General features: G+C 70.0%; 15 protein-coding genes and 1 pseudogene. 13 read left to right on the top strand and 3 right to left on the bottom strand.

Annotation, left to right across the window (positions count from 1 at the left end):
* The first annotated feature begins 20 nt into the window (after positions 1–20).
* From RIU97_RS38885 to RIU97_RS38870, 4 genes are all read left to right on the top strand, one after another.
* A complete protein-coding gene (locus RIU97_RS38885; protein ID WP_404962183.1) occupies positions 21–1,343 on the top strand; it encodes a WD40 repeat domain-containing protein in 1,323 nt (440 codons plus the stop codon).
* Between the two features lie 514 nt (positions 1,344–1,857).
* A complete protein-coding gene (locus tag RIU97_RS38880; RefSeq protein WP_404962182.1) occupies positions 1,858–2,712 on the top strand; it encodes a maleylpyruvate isomerase N-terminal domain-containing protein in 855 nt (284 codons plus the stop codon).
* Positions 2,713–2,854: 142 nt separating this feature from the next.
* Positions 2,855–3,085: a hypothetical protein gene (locus tag RIU97_RS38875; RefSeq protein ID WP_404962181.1), complete on the top strand. Its 231-nt coding sequence runs from the start codon at positions 2,855–2,857 to the stop codon at positions 3,083–3,085.
* Between the two features lie 630 nt (positions 3,086–3,715).
* A complete protein-coding gene (locus tag RIU97_RS38870; RefSeq protein WP_404962180.1) occupies positions 3,716–4,174 on the top strand; it encodes a hypothetical protein in 459 nt (152 codons plus the stop codon).
* Between the two features lie 962 nt (positions 4,175–5,136).
* Here the strand turns inward: RIU97_RS38870 and RIU97_RS38865 are convergent.
* Complete coding sequence (locus tag RIU97_RS38865; RefSeq protein WP_404962179.1) at positions 5,137–5,268, bottom strand: hypothetical protein; 132 nt, start codon at positions 5,266–5,268, stop codon at positions 5,137–5,139.
* 633 nt (positions 5,269–5,901) lie between these two features.
* Here RIU97_RS38865 and RIU97_RS38860 point away from each other — a divergent pair.
* Positions 5,902–6,378 (top strand): cupin domain-containing protein, encoded by a 477-nt coding sequence (locus RIU97_RS38860; protein ID WP_404962178.1) that lies wholly within the window; start codon positions 5,902–5,904, stop codon positions 6,376–6,378.
* A gap of 1,270 nt (positions 6,379–7,648) precedes the next feature.
* On the opposite strand, the gene RIU97_RS38855 is transcribed toward RIU97_RS38860, so the two are convergent.
* Complete coding sequence (locus tag RIU97_RS38855; RefSeq protein WP_404962177.1) at positions 7,649–9,103, bottom strand: SulP family inorganic anion transporter; 1,455 nt, start codon at positions 9,101–9,103, stop codon at positions 7,649–7,651.
* Positions 9,104–9,120: 17 nt separating this feature from the next.
* Positions 9,121–9,702 carry a carbonic anhydrase gene (locus RIU97_RS38850; RefSeq protein ID WP_404962176.1) on the bottom strand — a complete coding sequence of 194 codons (582 nt, stop codon included), beginning with the start codon at positions 9,700–9,702 and terminating at the stop codon, positions 9,121–9,123.
* 698 nt (positions 9,703–10,400) lie between these two features.
* On the opposite strand from RIU97_RS38850, the pseudogene RIU97_RS38845 reads away from it, so the two are divergent.
* From RIU97_RS38845 to RIU97_RS38810, 8 genes and pseudogenes are all read left to right on the top strand, one after another.
* Positions 10,401–10,911 (top strand): annotated as a pseudogene (locus RIU97_RS38845) (transposase family protein); the annotation flags it as partial.
* A 254-nt stretch (positions 10,912–11,165) separates the two neighbouring features.
* Positions 11,166–11,531, top strand: coding sequence for a hypothetical protein (locus RIU97_RS38840; RefSeq protein WP_404962175.1), 366 nt, complete (start codon positions 11,166–11,168; stop codon positions 11,529–11,531).
* 198 nt (positions 11,532–11,729) lie between these two features.
* A complete protein-coding gene (locus RIU97_RS38835) occupies positions 11,730–11,942 on the top strand; it encodes a hypothetical protein (RefSeq protein WP_404962174.1) in 213 nt (70 codons plus the stop codon).
* A 426-nt stretch (positions 11,943–12,368) separates the two neighbouring features.
* Entirely contained in the window at positions 12,369–12,890 is a 522-nt protein-coding gene (locus tag RIU97_RS38830) for a putative immunity protein (protein WP_404962173.1), read from the top strand.
* Between the two features lie 98 nt (positions 12,891–12,988).
* A complete protein-coding gene (locus RIU97_RS38825) occupies positions 12,989–13,603 on the top strand; it encodes an NAD(P)H-dependent oxidoreductase (protein ID WP_404962172.1) in 615 nt (204 codons plus the stop codon).
* Between the two features lie 242 nt (positions 13,604–13,845).
* Complete coding sequence (locus tag RIU97_RS38820; RefSeq protein ID WP_404962171.1) at positions 13,846–15,114, top strand: phenylacetate--CoA ligase family protein; 1,269 nt, start codon at positions 13,846–13,848, stop codon at positions 15,112–15,114.
* Positions 15,111–16,445 (top strand): MFS transporter, encoded by a 1,335-nt coding sequence (locus tag RIU97_RS38815; protein ID WP_404962170.1) that lies wholly within the window; start codon positions 15,111–15,113, stop codon positions 16,443–16,445. Before RIU97_RS38820 ends, RIU97_RS38815 begins: the two co-directional genes overlap by 4 nt.
* Positions 16,442–17,587, top strand: a complete 1,146-nt coding sequence (locus tag RIU97_RS38810; RefSeq protein ID WP_404962169.1) for a GNAT family N-acetyltransferase — start codon at positions 16,442–16,444, stop codon at positions 17,585–17,587. The genes RIU97_RS38815 and RIU97_RS38810 overlap by 4 nt, the downstream gene beginning before the upstream one ends.
* The last annotated feature ends 6 nt before the right edge of the window (positions 17,588–17,593 follow it).

Genomic DNA, 17,593 nt, shown 5'->3' with positions numbered 1-17,593 from the left:
CAGCGGTCATCACGGCCGTGTTGACCCAGCCCGCGCCGTTGGCGGTGCGCGCGGGCGCCCTGGCGGACCTGCTCGGTGAGCTGCTGTCCAAGGACCCGGCACGGCGCCCTGACGCCGTGAGCACGCGGGCGCGGCTGGATGCCGCCCGGTCGGCGGCGCCGAGCGCCGTGGCCGCGGGGCACATCCCCACAGTGAGGGTGCAGGCCCCTGCGGTTCCCGCAGACGTGGCCGCGCTCGCGAGCGCGCCCACCGCGGCGGCACCGGCCGTCCCCGCCCTCGCGTCGTCCGGGCTGCGCCGCCGTGGTGTCCTGCTGGGCGTATTGGCCGCCGTGGGCGCGGCATCGGGGACGGTCATCGCCGTGCGCCAGTTCGCCGGCCACGACGCCCCGTCCGCCAAGAACCGGGCCGGCGATTTCTGGAGCGCACTCACCGTTGCCGACAGCACCGTGATGTCGCTCGCCTACAGCCCCGACGGAGGGCTCTTGGCCGTGGGCTGCCATGACGGCACCGTCCGGCTCTGCGACACCACCACCCGGACCGTTGCCGCCACCCTCGCCACGAAGGCCGAGGAGGTGCGGCACCTTCTGTTCAGCCCCGATGGCAGGACCCTCGCCACCGGCACGGCGCTCGGTGCGTCCAAGGCCGAACTCTGGGACGTGGCGAGCCGCACCAGCCGCTCCACCCTCGACCGCTACGGCCCCATCGGCAACGTGCTCGCGTTCAGCCCCGACGGCAGAACTCTCGCCGTCTCCGGCGACGACGACCTCCTGATGTGGGACACGGCCACCGGCACACTCACCGCCACGCAGACCGGTGACCGGGACTGGCTGAACGTCCTGGCCTACAGCCCCGACGGGAAGACCCTCGCCATCGGCGGAGAAAGAGGCCGGGAAAATGCGCTGCGGCTGTGGACCCCCGGCTCCAGCAAGGATCCCGCCGTGATCGAAATCCTCGACGGAGCAGTGGAGTCGGTGGCGTTCACACCCGACGGACGGGGCGTCATCACCGCAAGCAAGGGGAAGAACGGGCTGCGCCTGACGGACCTGGCCAACCCGGCCGGCACCGCGACCACCGTCCTTGGCCAGGAGATCGTCCAGCGGGCAGCAATCAGTCCGGACGGCAGCACCATCGCCGCTGTCATCAACTCCGACCGCACCGTCAAACTCGCGTTGTGGTCCCTCGCAACCCGCACCCGTACCACCACCGCAGACCTCGGCAGCACCCTTGGGGGCGGGATCCCGGTGCAGCCGGTCTTCAGCCCCGACGGACGGACGCTGGCCACCGCCAGTGAGGACAACACCGTCCGACTCTGGCCGCTCCCCATCCAGGCCGCTCACCCGTAGCCACGGCCTCTGGTCGGCACAGAGCCCGGCGGCCGGGGTCACGTGAGGTTGTTCGTGTTTGGCGTCGAGGCCATGACATCAACGGAGGGCAAGGGCCCCGGTGGGCTGCGTGGTGCCGATCGTGCTGGTGATCGTCGTGATCGATATCGGCGTGATGATGCTCGGCAAGAACGTGATCACCTCAGAGACCTCGACTCTCTGGGCAGCCAGGTGATCAAGTAAGGCGCGACCTGCCGGAGCTGCTCCAGGGGCCGGCGAGGTGACCGACTCGTTGGGCGCCGAAGAGGCCAGGGTCAGGCAGGATGGAGGCAAAGACTTCTTCGGCTGGATCGTCGTCCTCGTCGGAGGCGCCGTCGGTGCGTGCGGAATCGCACTCATGTGGGTCACGCTCAAACACCGGAAACCGAACCATGGGCATAACACTCACGGGTGCACACCGGCGTGTGCACAGCACTGCCGCAAGTGTCGTACCCGGCGGTAATCTGCGGACCGGTCCGCAGCATGGGGGAGTGGTATGGGAACCGTCACGGGATTCGATCCCTCCGCAGAGCACGAGAAGACCCGCGCCGCGCTGGGTGCCGTAGTCCCGCGGCTCGTCCGGCTGTTGCGCGACGTCCCCGACCTGGACGCGGCCTCCGGTGTCCCCGTGTGGACGGTGGGCGACGTCGGCTCGCACCTCTCGGCCGTGTACGTCGGGTACTCCTCCGCCAGCAGCGCCGACGAGTCCATGGACTGGGACAGCATCCTGCCGACGGGAGAAGGGCCGTTCAGCGAGCGGATTGCGGCCATGAACGCCACATCAATAGGCCTCTTCGGCGGCAACGACAGGGCGCGTCTGGCCGACTTGGTCGCCGAGTGGGGCGAGGTGTTCCTGCGGGTCACCGAGCACCTCGCCCCGGACACCCCTGTCACCGTGCCCTGGTTTGGGCAGGACATCACGCTGGCGACGGTGACAGGCCTTATGCTCAGCGAGAGCCTCGTGCACGGTCTGGACATCGCCCGCGGCGCCGGACTTTCGTGGCCGATCAGCCCGCACGAGGCGCGCCTGGCACTCGGTCAGACACTACCGGCGACGATGCCACTGGCCCTGGACTCCGAGAAGGCACGGGGTGTCAGCATTGCCTTCGACCTCACCATCAAGGGCGGCCCGCAGCTGGCGGTCGTCGTCGACGACGGAACGGTGACGGTGGCTCGCGATGCTCCGCCACGCGCCTACGACTGCAGGATCACGGCGTCGCCGACCGCGTTCCTGCTGGTCTCCTTCCGGCGCACGCCGACCTGGAAGGCGATCGCGCGCGGCCAGATGCGAGCCTCCGGCCGCAGACCGTGGCTCGCCATGCGGCTCGGCGAACTCATCGCCACTCCCTGACCCAGGGCTGATTCATAGTCCTGTCTGCTTGGAGGATCAGCAGGTCGCAGGGTTGTGACGAACCTTCAGTACGGCAGTTCCGCACGCAACGAAACTCCGATGATCAAGGGGACCTCCAAGTCGCCCGACCACCGGAGCCCCGATGTGCCGCCAGTCTGCCACCGTCTGTCTGATCAAGTCGCCCTCGCGTGAGCAGCGCCTGGGCCTGCGGGTCCTAGTCACCGGCTGGCAGCCCCAGCCCCAGCAGTGCATGGCCGAGGTCGCCGGCATCCCGGGACCCGGCTCGGCCACCGGGGAGCGGTACGCGGTGGCAGGCTTCCGCCGGCTCATCGAGGAGCGGGCCCACCAGCAGCAAGGGAGTTCCCCTGAGTAGTGCCAACACTCGTAGAGTGCAGCCTCAATCCGTCCCATACCATCAGCCTAGTTTTCGAGCTTGCTGAAGGGATGGGCTTCGCTGAGATTGCCTGTCGTTCAAATGTCGCCTGCTCCGGCGAGTCTGCGGAGTCGGTGCCGGGCGCGGATCGAACCGCTGCCGAGCTACCCAGCTTCCCATGGTTCGCCCGGTGCCTGGAAGGCAACCCGGCGGCCTTCGGGCAGCCAAACCGGCCATCGTACGCGTGCCATTCCGAGGTGGACGGGATATCCGATCCGCTGCCCGCATCGAAGTCCAGTCCACCCCGCCCGGCCCCTCCGTCCTACGGCATTTGCAGGCCCGATCGGTGCCGGCCCTGATGGATTCCAGGGTCCCGCACCCGCCCGGCCGCACGCGCGCGTCCGGGGAGAGCGCCGCTCCCCAGAGGGCTGCGCGGCCCCGGTCCCCGCGATGGCCGCCTGAGCGGGGAGTCCTCGCACGGGTACGCGGTACACCGCTATGGTCGATGCCGGTGCGCGGCGGCGGTCAACCGGCGTAGCGTGGTGGGGTATGAGCGAGGTTGTGGAAGCCAAGGGCCCGAAGGTTCCGCCGGGTTTTCCTCCGAAGTCGCCGCCACCGCAGAAGAAGCCTGTGAAGGCTCCGCGGCCGCAGCCGGCGACGAAGCCGAAATCGCTCACCGGGGTGCCGCCCCGGCTGGTCGTCACCAGCCGGCGGGCGAGGGTACTGGCGTTCCGCGCGGAACAGTGGGCGGCGAAGAAGGCCGCCGCACAGGCTGCGCTCGCCGTCGCCGAGTGGGACTACCCGCTGCTGAACGAGCACGACTTCCTCAAGACGGTCCACGGCTTGGTCCACACGGCCGTGGCAGCCGGCGGGAAACGCGTCAGCGTCCACCTCGCCGACCAGGACGCCAAGATCCTCGTCATGGTCCTCAACCACCAGACCGACGGACAGGACGATGCGGGAGGTGTTCCGGCGGAGGTAGCGGTACTGCGGACCGTCGACGCGTGCGGCGCCCACACCGACCACGACGGCCACGACTGGTGGGCATTCCTCGACGCCCAACCCCAGCCGAAAAGGCGCCTGTCATAGCACCAGAACAGGGCTCAGGCACCAGTGGCAACGGGCCCTGCGAGTCAATCCCTGCCCTCCGCATGGAGGAGCCCCGACCAGCCGGGGGGGTGGGCTGGCCGGGGCCTGCCCCGGCCAGCGGGGGGTGCCGGCCGGGGGCATGCGGGGCGGAGCCGCAAGGGCAGCCACTTCACGGCGGATCCCCCGACTCCAGCCGAACGATCCTCGCAGGCGAACACCCACCGGCCCCGCCGGACACGCATCCTGGCGGAGACCACGCGCATGGACGGCTTCCCTGACCGGTGAACAACGAGGCGCGCTTCCGGCCCCGCAAGCGCCTGACGGATCGTGCCGCCAGCCGGGCCGAAGACACCCCCCTGCCCATGATGCGGGAACGGCAGTGGACCCGGCCTGAGGCTATCGGCGAGCTCCAGCGGCGCGCCGGCGCTCAAGTGCGGCGGTTGCCCCGGGTGCGGGAGCAGGCCTCGCGCCTGTGCGGGCCGCTCGGGCTGCCGAAGACCGCGCAGGAGGCCGTCCACCGTACTTGGAGGCGGTTCGCCTACCTGCGCGGTATCTACGACTGGCACCGCCTCGTCGGCGCCTTCACCACGTCGCCCGGCACGCCTCCCCCACTCCTCCCGGATTCCTCAACGTCACCGACCTTGCCACCCCGACGGCCTGACAGGGGTTCTGCGCCGGAGCGGGAGGCCCGGGACTCGGCACCGGGGTGCGTGGTGGTCGCCGCGGGGCAGGGCCTCGGTCCGCGGCGCGGCTGGCGCCCTGTGGGCAGGCCACCACGACGGCAACACCTGGAACCCCGGCCGCGGCCTCCTACAACAACAAGCTGTACGTGATGTACCTGCGTTGCCCCCGGCCCCGCAGAACGAGCGAGCCGCCGGGAAACCGGCGGCAGACCCCCGGGTGTGAACGGCCCTCCGCCAGCCGGGGGTCATCCCCTCAAGCATGTCCACCGGTCCTCCCCGCTATCGCGGGCCGCAGGTCTGCTTCCCGTTCGTCCGGCCGTTGTACCGCGCGACCCACTCGGCGACGTCGGAACACTCCGTCGGCGGGAAGGCGACGTCGGGCACGAGCCGGAGCGCCTCGGGGACGTTCACGCCCGGGTACATCTCGCGGACGTGGTCCCCGGCCCGGGCCTTCGCCAGGTCCAGCTGTGGGTCTTGGCGGACTCGACGGGAGGGGCGTCACCGAAGGGGACCCAGATACGATTTCGCACCTCCGTGTCCGTACACGAGCTGCGCGTCTATCGAGTGGCCGCCTGGTCACCGGTCCTGCCGACCTGCACAGCTATCTCGGTCGGTCGATTCGTCCGTGCAGTCAGCGACGTGCGGTCGGCACTCTCGGCGCGGCCCGCCCCCGAGCGCGTCGACTGCTGCGGAATCCGACCAAGCCTTATGAGTGACCTGAGTCTGAGGTCTGGCGTTAGGTCGGCATGAGTCGTGCTCGTCCGAAAGATTCCGCCATTGCCGGTAACCGGTGCCCAGCAGGCTGTGCTGGAGGGCTGCGTGCGTTGTCGTATACAACGGCCCAGGCTCAGGCGCAGCGGTCTCGGATCATGCTGGAGTGCGCTGCCGGGCACTCGATCGTGGAGGTGTCACGTCGGCGCCTGGCCGGCACGACTGTCATCGTCTCTGCGAACCCGGTCGACCAGACGACCGGACGCACGGCGGAATGTGGCAGCGGGCCGCGGCCGTGTACCCCGTACCGCCTTCGTTGACCGGGAGAGAAGTATGACCATCAAGGACATCGGGCCGGACCCTCAAAGCTTCGACCTTGAGAAGGCGACGCTTGAGAACACGGACTATCGCGCGGTCGCCTGGTCTGGGAAGTACCTTCAGTTGACCCTCATGTCGATCCCGGTGGGTGAGGACATCGGCTTGGAGGCGCACCCGGAGACTGACCAATTCCTACGACTCGACGCAGGCCGGGGCCGCGTCCAGATGGGCCAAACGAAGGATCGACTCGACTTCGACCGGGAGGTCGAAGATGGCTGGGCGATCTTTGTACCCGCCGGCACTTGGCACAACGTCACCAACGTCGGTGACGAGACCCTGCAGCTCTACGCCGTGTACGCGCCGGTCCACCATGCGTCGAGCAAAATCCATGTGACAGCCGCCGACGCGGAGCGTGACGAGGACTCAGGCAACGACGAGCCGCCAAGCTGGTCGGTCCAACCTGCCCGGCAGCCATCGGACGAGCACGCCTGACCGGCGAGGGCTCATCGCGACAGTGGTTCCTGTCCCCCAGGAGAGTCGTCCGAGCGTGCGCAGCTAATGAGCGACCAGGAGGACGTGCATGCGGAGCCTCCTCCCGCCTGTGAACAGGCACGTCCATGGCAGCTGGCCATCTTCGGGATTGGCGCCCGCCAGCAGCAGCGTGACAGCCATGATCACTACGGCTGGGCAGCGCGAGCAGGGTCACCCGCCCCGTCCTGGCTGACGCCCATCTGGCGCCACCGCCGCACCCATTCACAACAACCCGTGGGCGGGAGATCGTCTCAAGGAGGGCTCCGCACAGATCGGGGGCTGTCGAGGTGCAGCCGTAGGGCTGAGGTTGACCCGCTTGGAGTCGCTGGGGACCCCCTACCCCAGTCCGGACGGGAGAGACGCCCGGCATTCTTACGCCAAGACGTTAATCTTCACGGCAATTCGATTAAGCGACGTCGGCGGTCTAACGGACGAGCTACGAGATCTGTAACGACCGGCCCCCCGCTCGGCGCGCGGGAGGACTCCCGCACACAGACGTACGACAGGTGCTCCGGTGAGCCACTCGCCGAGTAAATCGAACACATGATGGAATGGAGGGATCCCTGCACCGAGGAGCAGCGCCATGACCTCCCCCGCCCCGGCCCCCGCCCCCACGTCCAGACCGCAGGTCGTCCACGCCGGTGCCGCGGGCGGCCCGTCAGGGCGCCCAGGACGACCGCGCCGACGGGCGGGCACACCACGTCGCCGATCCGCTGGAAGGCGCTCGTGCGCGAGCCCTGCCAGGGGTAGGACGGCAGGAACCCGACCAGCTGCTCGGCCTCGGCCTCGGTCAGCCGGTAGCCGTCCGACTCCCGGTACCAGGTCCTCGCCTTGCCGGTAAGGCACCAGCCGGCCGTGTCCGCAGAGAAGGTGTTCCCGCCCGTGGGCCGTCCGTTCGCGTCCAGTCCGCGCACGCCGCGGGTGTTGATCCGCTCCCCTGCGGCGTGCTCGGCGAACGGCATGCCGGGCCGCACGGATCCGGGGATGCGGCCGTGCGCACCGCCCACGTCGCCCCGGAGCGCTCGCGGTACCCGCCGTGGCCCGCCGCCTCCCCGGCGGCGCGCAGCATGGCGGTGAGCACCTGGAGAGACTGCGCGGTGAGTCCGGCCGCTTGCCCGCGGTCGACCAGCGCGATGCCAGCCGGGCGATGCTGCTGCGGGCCTCCCCGACCACGGCAGGAGCGCGGCGGGCGGCGGCGGGCGGTGCGGCGCGCGGCCCACACAGGGTGCGCCTACGGCGCGGTGACCCGCACCGGCTCCGTGTCTGCCGCGCTGTGCCGCTCGGCCCAGTTCTCCAGGGCCGTGCGGCAGGCGTGGTCGACGTGGTGCAGCCCCGAGAGGTCCAGCTCCACGGGGCGGTCCTGCGGCAGGGCCTCCAGACTGTCGAGGATCTTCGGCAGCCGCAGGAACGTCGCGTTGCCCGACAGGTACGCCCGGACCGGGCCGGCGCCCTTGTCGATCACCTCCAGCTTGACGTGCGAGGCCTCCCAGGCGGTCTTGGCGACCGACAGGGCCAGACCGATCAGCACGCCCTCGAACATGTTGACCGCGACGATCGCCACGGCCGTGACCACCAGGATCAGCGCCTCACCGCGGTACGCCGCCCACAGCAGCACGACCTGCCGGAACGGAATCAGCTTCCAACCCGCGTGCACGAGGATGCCGGCGAGTGCGGGCAGCGGGATCAGCTCCAGGACGGACGGCAGGAGCGCCGCGAACAGCAGCAGCCACACGCCGTGCAGCACCCGGGAGGCCTTCGTCTTCGCGCCCGCCTGGACGTTGGCCGAGCTTCGCACGATCACGGCGGTCATCGGCAGCGCGCCGAGCAGCCCGCACACGGTGTTGCCGGCGCCTTGCGCGATGAGTTCCTTGTCGTACTCGGTGCGCGGCCCGTCGTGGAGCCGGTCCACGGCCGCTGCGCTGAAAAGGCTTTCGGCGGAGGCGATCAACGCGAACGCCAGGACGGTGCCGAGGACGGCGGGCTGGGCCAACTGACCGAAGGCGTCGGCCCCCGGCGGCTGGATCGCGCCGAGCAGCCCCTGGACCTCCACCGTGGCGACCGGCAGCCCGAACGCCAGCGAGGCCAGCGTGGCGAGCAGCACCGCCGCGAGCGCGCCCGGCACCGCCCGGGCCCGTTTCGGCATGCGCTTCCACAGCACCATCACCGCGATGGTGGCCGCGCCCACTCCGAGCGAGGCCAGGGCCTCGGTGCTGCCGACCGCGCGGACAAGCGCCTCCGGCAGCCCCGCGATCTTGTCGATGCCGGACGCCGGCGCCTTCAGGCCCGCCGCCGCATACAGCTGGCCCGCGATGATCACGAGCCCGATGCCGGCCAGCATGCCCTCGACCACCGACACCGAGATGGCCCGGAACCAGCGGCCCAGCCGGAGCGCGCCCATGAGGAGCTGGAGGAGCCCGGCGGCCAACACGATCACACCGAGCGCGGCCAGCCCGAACTGGCGGACGGCCTCGAAGACGAGCACGGTCAAACCGGCGGCCGGCCCGGACACCTGCAGGCTGCTGCCGGGCATCAGCCCCGCGACGATGCCGCCCACGATGCCGGTGACCAGGCCGAGTTCCGCCGGGACGCCGGAGGCGACGGCCACGCCGACGCACAGCGGCAGCGCGACAAGGAAGACGACGAGGGAGGCGGCGAAGTCACGCCTGAGATGGGGAAACCTGATCACAGCGTTCAAGATGCCGCTCACAGAGCCTCGAAGGTGTCGGTTCCCGCGCGGTGTTCGAGTACGGCCCCGGTGTGCACCTCGTAGTACCAGCCGCGTACCCGCAGAAGCCCCTCGGCCAGCCCCTTCTCCACGCAGGGGTAGGAACGCAGACGCAGAAGTTGGGCGAGCACGTGGTGCTGCACGGACTCGGCGACCGCCGGGTCGTCTGGGGAGGCCGACACCGGCGGGCTCGCGGCGTACGCGAGCCAGTCCCGCACGGCTGGGACCGGGTCGAGGTCGTCGCCGCGGACCAGCGCGCCGACGGCCCCGCAGTGCGAGTGGCCGCAGACGACGATGTCCTGGACGCCGAGCACTTCCACGGCGTACTCGATGGTGGCGGCCTCGGAGGTGGGCCGCTCGGAGGCGTACGGCGGGACGATGTTGCCCGCGGTGCGCAGCTCGAAGAGCTGACCGGGGGCGGCGCCGGTGATCAGGGCCGGTACGACGCGGGAGTCGGAACAGGTGATGAACAGGACCTCTGGGGACTGGCCTTCGGCGAGCTTGGCGAACTCCTCAGGGCGCTGTCCGAATGTGCGGGCGTTGTCGATGAGGGGCTGCATGCGTGGTCATTCCTCCTGGCGCGCCATGGCAGCGCGTCGGACGGGCAGGACAGAGGCAGGCGCTGCTTCGCTGTCAGCAGCGGAAGACCTGGAGCACCGCCGGGACGTGGCGGGTCTGCACAGGGGCCTGACGGACCATCGAGGCAGCGGTCGCCGTGACCGGTGAGGACGCGGCGCCTACCCCGATGACTGGATTCCGGACTGGACTCCGGCCGTGGCACGTCGGGATCCGTGCGCGTGTGCGAACACCGCCGCACCTGCCGGGAACAGGCGGCGAGCAGGGCGGCGGCGAGGACCGCGACCGCAGTCCCGGCTGTCACACCTCGCAACATCGACCCTCCAGCTGAAAAAGACACCTGTTGTGCTCACCAAGAACCAGTCAATGGTTGGTCAAGAAACACGTTAACGCGGCAAAGTTGTTTGCGCGGTTAACGCAACGTGTCGGACGGAAGAGAGCCCGAAAGTGCGAGGTTCATTGGCTCGAACCTGTCCTGTCCCGGCTCGCAGCACGGCACGAGCGGACCGTCCGGCTCACGTTGCCGCAACCTCCGCGCCGGCAGGAGAGGGGTGCGTCTTGTGACTGAGCCTTTTCAGCGTGGCCACCGATCGGGTGATGACCTTGGTGCCCGCAACGGACAGGGCCCCCGTGCCGTTGGGTGAGGTGTTCGAAGTCTCAACTTGCCGGTTCAGGAGCCCTGCTGGTTCCCTATCCTGCCGCACTCGACCTGCCTCATGCGCTGGTCGAGTGGGTCACGATGCTTATCGTCATCCGTGAGGGTGACCGCCGCTGCAAGCTCCCGCCGCACAAGCGTGCCCTCGTAGCTCTCGCCTACCTGCGCAAGCACGACACTCTCGCGCAGATCGCCGCCGGGTTCGGCATATCCGTAGGCACCGCCCACGCCTACACCACCGCCGTCGTGCGGCTCCTCGCCGACCGAGCGCCGGGCCTGCTCAAGACCCTGCGCGAGCACGACCCGGACTACGTGCTCCTGGACGGCACCCTCAGCGAGTGCGACCGCCTGGGCGACGGACGCGCCGATTACTCCCACAAGCACCGGCGCCACGGCGTGAACGTGCAGGTCGTCACCGATCCCGAAAGCCAGCTCCTGTGGATCTCGCCTGGCCTTGCCGGGCCGCGCTCACGATCTGACCGCCGCACGCACCCACCGCATCATCCGAATCTGCGAACGCCAGGGCGTCCCGATCGTCGGCCTGAGTGGCACCGACCTCAGATGGACACCAAAGCCAGATGAACACATGCTGGGATGCAGGCAGGATTTCGGATGACTATCGCCGTGTCCAGCTGCGCAGAAGTCCGCCTGCACCACAGGGTCACACCGCCATAGCCGTCAAAACCCTCCGGTTAGCACTCGCATGCAAAACATAGCCGATCGCTGAGTCGATTTAAAGAATGGATGACAATGCATATTCCCAGCGACACAACGGGCCTCATACCCATCAGGATGCGCCTGGACGAGACAGATGAATTCGGAAACACAATCGCCAGATTTTCTTTCCATTTCTACAATGAAGGAACATTTGAAGAAGCGTACGACTTCACCAGTCTCGACGCCCAGGAGATCTCAACATCCGGTATCGATCAACGACTAGCGTCTGCGATTGCAATTACCCCAGATTCGATCGACTCCCTCCCCTCGGTCGATCAGGACGCCGGCCTGCAGACACTTTCGGACGCATCACCCACATCCGCCCTGCAGACTCAGAATATCAGTCTCTCACTAGGTGGGGCTCTCGTAGGGAAGTGGTCCGTAACTTTCGAGACCCCTATCCATGAGTTCAACCTCGGTGGCGCGTGGGCGAAGCTCTAAGGGAAAGATACATGGTAGGGGGTACCACGAGGAGCATTTTGGATTGCCAAGCACCCCTCATAGAGGTGCATCCGTTCAGAATCGAATTCAATCGAAGAAACGACTACTTCGCGATCATCGGTACAGCCGCTGACAAGATCGACAACAGCGGAACCGCCAGAAGCCCAACGCGAAACAGAAATGGCACGGTGAGTGATCATGTCGAACATAGGAGATACCACTCCTCGTCTCCCCGGAGGCGACGACGGAGGAATCCCCAGCGAGCGGGAAGACTGGGACGAAATCATGCTGGTACTGACCGACTTGAGGGCCGTCATCGCGGATGCCCCCGAGGAAGGCGGTGGCCCCAACTGGGACAAGGAAAACGTGCTAAACACCCTCGACCACGCAACAAGAGAGCACAACCATTAGGACTAGCGGGTGGCGTTGTTGGCGAGGAGGTTTCCGGTGGCCGGGTCGCCTCGTCTTCGAAGACGGTCCAGGCCCCGAGCGCCGCCGCGGTGGTTCCAGGTGCGGCCACACCTCCTTCACCCAGCCGGCCACGGCTCTCCAGCGCGTCCTCCACCACGAACTCGCCCGGCACCACAGCACCACCGACCCCACCGCCCTCTGGCCGCCAACGGCCCGCGGGGAAGACGCCATAACACCCATCGCTCAGTGGACGGGCCTATGGTCCGTTCAACACCGCGCATACCGCTGGCAGCGCATCCCAGGCCCCCACGAAGCCACCGCCAAGTGCCGAACCGTCCACCAACGCCTGTTGCTGCCGCTCGGCACGAGCGTCTCCGGCTTGCCCTGAGTCGCGACAGACCGTGGCGGAACCGGCAAGATGTGCGAGTGAACCAGGTGACCATCAGCGAAGAAGACCGCCGTCTCCTCGGGCTCTGGGCGGCCGATTGCGCCGAGCGGGTGCTGCCGCTGTTCGAGGCGAAGGCTCCCGATGACATCCGCCCGCGCGAGGCGATCGAGGTCCTGCGGGCCTTCACGCGTACGGGGAAGCGGACGGCGCAATTGCGCTCCGCCGCCTGGGCGAGCCACAAGGCCGCGGGCGAGGTCGGCGATCCGGCTGCCGCTGCCGCCGCGCGCGCCGTCTGCTACGCGGCAGCGGCCCCGTACATCCACTCATTGGCCACCCCTCACCAGGCGAAACACATTCACGGGCCGGCCATTTACGCCGCGCTCGCTCGCGAGCTCTCGGCGGGCGATGACGCCGCCGTCGGTGACGAGGAGCTGCGATGGGCGATCGAGCACGCGTCGCCGGAGGTACGCGGACTGGTGCGGCTGATGCCCGCCTGCGAGCCCGGTCGCAGCCGACTGGCCGTGCTGCGCCACCGGTTGGACTCGGCTTTGCGTCACTGACCCGTCAGGCGCCCGCTCCGGTGAGCAGTGGCTCACGGATAATGACGACCAGCCGGAACGGCGGCTCGTGTCGACTGGGGGAAGAGCCATGCGCATAGGTGTGTAGCTCGCACATCCGCGATCGGGAAGCTTCAATCACGCGCTGTTCGGCGCGGTGGTGGAGGAGGTGCGCGGGCGGGGCTGTTCAGGTGGTGGCGCACGATCTGTACGCCGAAGGATTCGCGCCAGTGCTCTCCCCCGAGGAGACGGGGACGGTCCAGTCGGCGTCACGGGCCCACGATGCGCAGGTGGAGCTCCACCGGGCCGAGGTGGCGACGCTCGACGGCATGGTGTTCGTCCACCCGAACTGGTGGGGCATGCCGCCCGCCGTCCTCGCCGGCTGGGTGCAGCGCGTACTCGCGCCCGGCGTCGCCTACAAACTGGGCACCGCGGAGGGCAAGCCCACGGGGCTCCCGAAGGCCGGCAAGGCGCTCGTCCTGAACACCTCCGACACTCCCGCCGATCGCGAGGAGACCAAGTTCGGCGATCCGCTGCACAGCATCTGGTCGGCATGTGTCCTGCCGTACGTGGGAGTTGCCGAGGTGCGCCGGGTCGTCTTCCGTACCGTCACCGACTCGGACGACCGGCAACGCGCAGCATGGCTGGACGAGGCACGCCGGCAGGCCGCCGCGCTGCTGACCCGATCCGCGGCGGTCCGCCGCAGGCGCCCCTGACGGGCGGGGAAGCGAAGATATTGGCGGATGCGGCCACACTGGCCGGAAAACCTCGGCCAATTTGGTGACAAGCGCACTGATGTTTCATCATTGTGACAGCGCGTCAGCTCTTGGCGTGCGTCGAGGAGGCGGGGGCGCCGGGGGGTCCCCCGTTCACACCGGCCGAATGCGCAGGCGAGTTCTCGCTCTCGCCGTGCGCCGCCGGGGCTCCCGTCCCGTTTCCGTCACCAAGGCAAAGGCCCATGTCCGCCCAGCAACTCTCGGACCTCATACGTTTCGCCCGTCACAACTCACCCTTCTACCGGGACCTCTACGCGTCCCTGCCGCCGCACGCCGACCGCCTCACCGACCTGCCGGTGGTCGACCAGCAGGAGTTCTGGGCGGCCAACACCCTTCACGACAGCCGCGTGCTGACCGGCCCGCTCAGCGAGGCCACGGTCTACAAGACCGGCGGCACCACCGGGTCCCCCAAGTTCTCCGTCTACACCCGCGACGAGTGGCGCACCTTCGTCACCTCCTTCGGCCAGGGCCTTGTGGACACGGGTCTGCGCCCGGGACACCGCGTCGCGGACCTCTTCTACGCCGGGGAGCTGTACGCCAGCTTCCTCTTCGTCCTCGACTCGCTCGCCCACGCGCCCGTGGACAACGTCCGCCTGCCGATCGGCGGCGGCGCGCCGCTGGAGACGACGATCCCCACGCTGCGCGATCTCGCCGCCCAGGTGCTGGCCGGCACGCCCACCACCTTGTGCCGGCTCGCCGAACAGGTCGCCTCGACCGGTGTCCGGCTCGACTCCGTCGAGCTGCTGCTCTTCGGCGGCGAGGCGCTCTTCGACGACCAGCGGCGCCTGCTGGCCACCGCGTTCCCCCGCGCCGAGGCCCGTTCCGTCGGATACGCCAGCGTCGACGCGGGCCTCCTCGGCCGCGCCGTACCCGGCCCCGACGCCCGGGTGCACCGCGCCTTCACCCCGTACTCGGTCGTCGAGATCCTCGACGACTCCACCGATGAGCCCGTCACCGAACCGGGGCGGCCCGGCCGCGTAGTCGTCACCAGCCTCTTCCGCCGGCTCATGCCGATCATCCGCTACCCCGCCGGCGACCGGGCCGAGTGGACCGGCACCGGCCCCGGGCACTTCCGGATCCTCGGCCGCGCCGAGGAAGGCGTACGGGTGGGCCCCGTCTCCCTCTACACCCAGGACGCCCAGGACGCCGTGACCGCGGCGGACACCGCAGGGCAGGTGGTCGGCATGCAGCTCGTCGTCCGCCGCTGGGAGGGCCGCGACGGGCTCGTCCTGCGGCTGGCGACGACCCCCGGCCACCCCGAGCACGGCCGGGAGCAGCTGGCCGGGGCCGTCGTCGCGGAGCTGGAGACCGTACGGCCGCTGTATCCGGAGAGCGTGCGCGCAGGATTCGTGCACCCGCTCTCGGTGGAGTGGGCACGCCACCGCGACCTCGCCGTCAACCCGCGCTCGGGCAAGCTGGTCCGGGTCCTCGACGAGAGGCCGACCGCATGACCGCCGCACCCGTGACCGAGGAGGTCACGAGCGAGGTCGCGGCCGGCGGCCGGCGCGCGCCGCTGATCCTGCGCAACCGGGCCTTCGGCGCCGTGTGGCTCGGCCAGGTCCTCACCCAGGCCGCCGTCCGCATGTTCCAGGTCGGCGTGTCCTGGTGGATCGTCGCCTACGCCGTGCACGACGCCCGCGGTCTGGCCTCCGGGCTGTTCATGGCGGCCTGCACCCTGCCGGCCGTGGCCCTGGCGCCCGTCGTGGCGGCGGCGGTCGGCCGGTTCGCCCACCGTTCGGTCCTGCGGACCGCCGCGGCCCTGGCCGGGACCGCTTCCGGCGCGCTCGCGCTGTGGGCGTACGGCGGCGGCCTGCCGCTCACCGCCGTGTACGCCGCCGCTCTCGCCCTGGCCACCTGCCAGGCCTTCTTCGACCCCTGCCTGACCACCTCGGTGCCCGAACTCGTCGACGACGCCGACATCGAGACGGCCACCGGCTTCGAACTGTCCACCCAGTCCCTGGCCGGCCTCGGCGGAGCGCTGCTCGGCGCCCTGACCGTCGACCGGGCCGGCGTGGCCGGGCTGGCCGTCGGCTGCGCGGCCGCCTACGCGGGAGCGGCCCTGCTCGTCGCGAGCGCCCGCTTCCGCCCCACCGAAACCGCAGAAACCGCAGAAGCCGCCGCGGCAGATGTGCCCCAGCGGCGCGCGCTCCGCCGGATCCTGGGCGAACTGCCCTACGTACGGCGGATCCTGATCTGCTTCACCGCGGCGAACCTCTTCACCACCGCCGTCTTCGTCGTCATCCCCCTCTACACCCGCTCGGTCCTCCGGGGCGGTGGCGGCACCGTGGCACTGCTGGAGGCCTCCCTGGGCGCCGGCGCGCTCATCGGCGCCTTCACCGGCACCCGCGTGCCGGGCCGGCCCACGGTCGCCGGCGCCTGGTGCCTGGGCCTGATGGCCCTCGCCCTGGCGGTGCCCGGGCTGGTCGCCCACCGCGCGGTCGTCGCGGGCTGCCTGGCCGTGGCCGGATGGTGTGCCGGGGCGGTCAGCGTCCGCTTCGTGGCCCTCTTCCAGCGGCTGGTGCCGACGGCGGACAAGCCCGGCTTCTTCGCCGTGATGCAGGCCGTACTGGGCGCCTCCCTGCCGGTGGCATCGCTGGTGTTCGGCTCCGCCGGGGACCTGCTCTCGCCCCAGACCCTGTGCCTGGTGCAGGGGGCCGGCCTGGTTCCCGCCGCCTTCGCGCTGGCCCTGCTCGGGTCCCGTACGCCCGAACCGCCCGCGGCGCACGCGGATGCGGACGCGGACACGAGCCACGGCACGGAACCCGCCGGAGGCACCCGGTGAACCCCGTCATCACCCCGGCCACCCCGGCCGACATCGCCGAACTGCGCCAGCTCTACTACGCCGTCTACGGGCCGCACTACCCGGTGGCCCTCGGCACCGACCCGGCCGAGATGGCCCGGCTCATGCAGGACCCGCACTCCCTGTGGCTCGTCGGCCGCTGCGCCGGCACCGGGGCCCTGACCGCGTCCGCCGCCATCCACGGTGAGCCGGGCAGCCGCATCGGCCGCCTGGAGGGCATCGCCGTCCACCCCGGGCACCGCTCGGGGGGCCTGGCCGCCGCCCTGACCGAGGCACTGTGCGCCGGGATGCTGGACACGGGGCGGCTGGACTCGGTCTACGCGACCGTACGCACCGTCAGTTCCGGACCGCAGCGCGTCGTCGCCCGCAACGGCTTCCGCCCACTGGGCATCCTGCCCAATGCGGTGGATCTGCGCAGCCGGGAAAGCCTCGCACTCTACGCGCGTCACTCCGCGGGTGTGCTCGACCGCCGGATACCGGTCACCGAAGTGCCCGCCCCGCTACTGCCGTTGCTGCGCACCGCGGAGGCCGCCCTCGGCATCCGCTACCCCGGAGTCCGCGCTGCCGCCGGCCCGCTCCCGGCGCCCCCGCCGCAAGGGGCCGCCGAACGGCTGGAGATGATCGAGGCGCCGGCCTTCGTGCGCCGCCGTTTCCGCGAGCGGTTCCCCTGCGCCGGGGGCTGGTTCTACCCGCTGCACACCCCGAACGTGCTGCTCACCCCCGAGGACGGCCGGTTCGAGGTCTACGCCTACCTCAACCGCGCCGGCGGGTACGCCTCCCTGCTGACCGCCCACCCCGACCCCGCCGCGGCGGCCGCGTACCTCGAACCCGTCACGCGGGCCCTTGCCCGCGCGGGTGCCGGTTACGTCGAGGCCCTGGTGCCGCTCGCGCACCAGGAGGCCCTTTCGGCCTTTCTCGCCCAGGGGTTCGTCGCCGGGGCCCTCTACCCGGCGATGCGCGCCGACGGCGACGGCTTCCACGACTACGCCGTCCTCTCCCGGTCCAGCGAGCGGATCGACTTCCGCGGCGTCGCCGTCGAACCGCCCCTCCAGCCCTATCTGGACTGCTACACGTCGGCCTGGGCGTCGACCCATCTGCCCACATCACCCGAGGTCGCCTCATGAATCCTA

This window comes from Streptomyces sp. 147326 (assembly GCF_045000215.1).
Taxonomy (GTDB): domain Bacteria; phylum Actinomycetota; class Actinomycetes; order Streptomycetales; family Streptomycetaceae; genus Streptomyces.
This window is presented reverse-complemented; position numbering and strand designations above follow the sequence as displayed.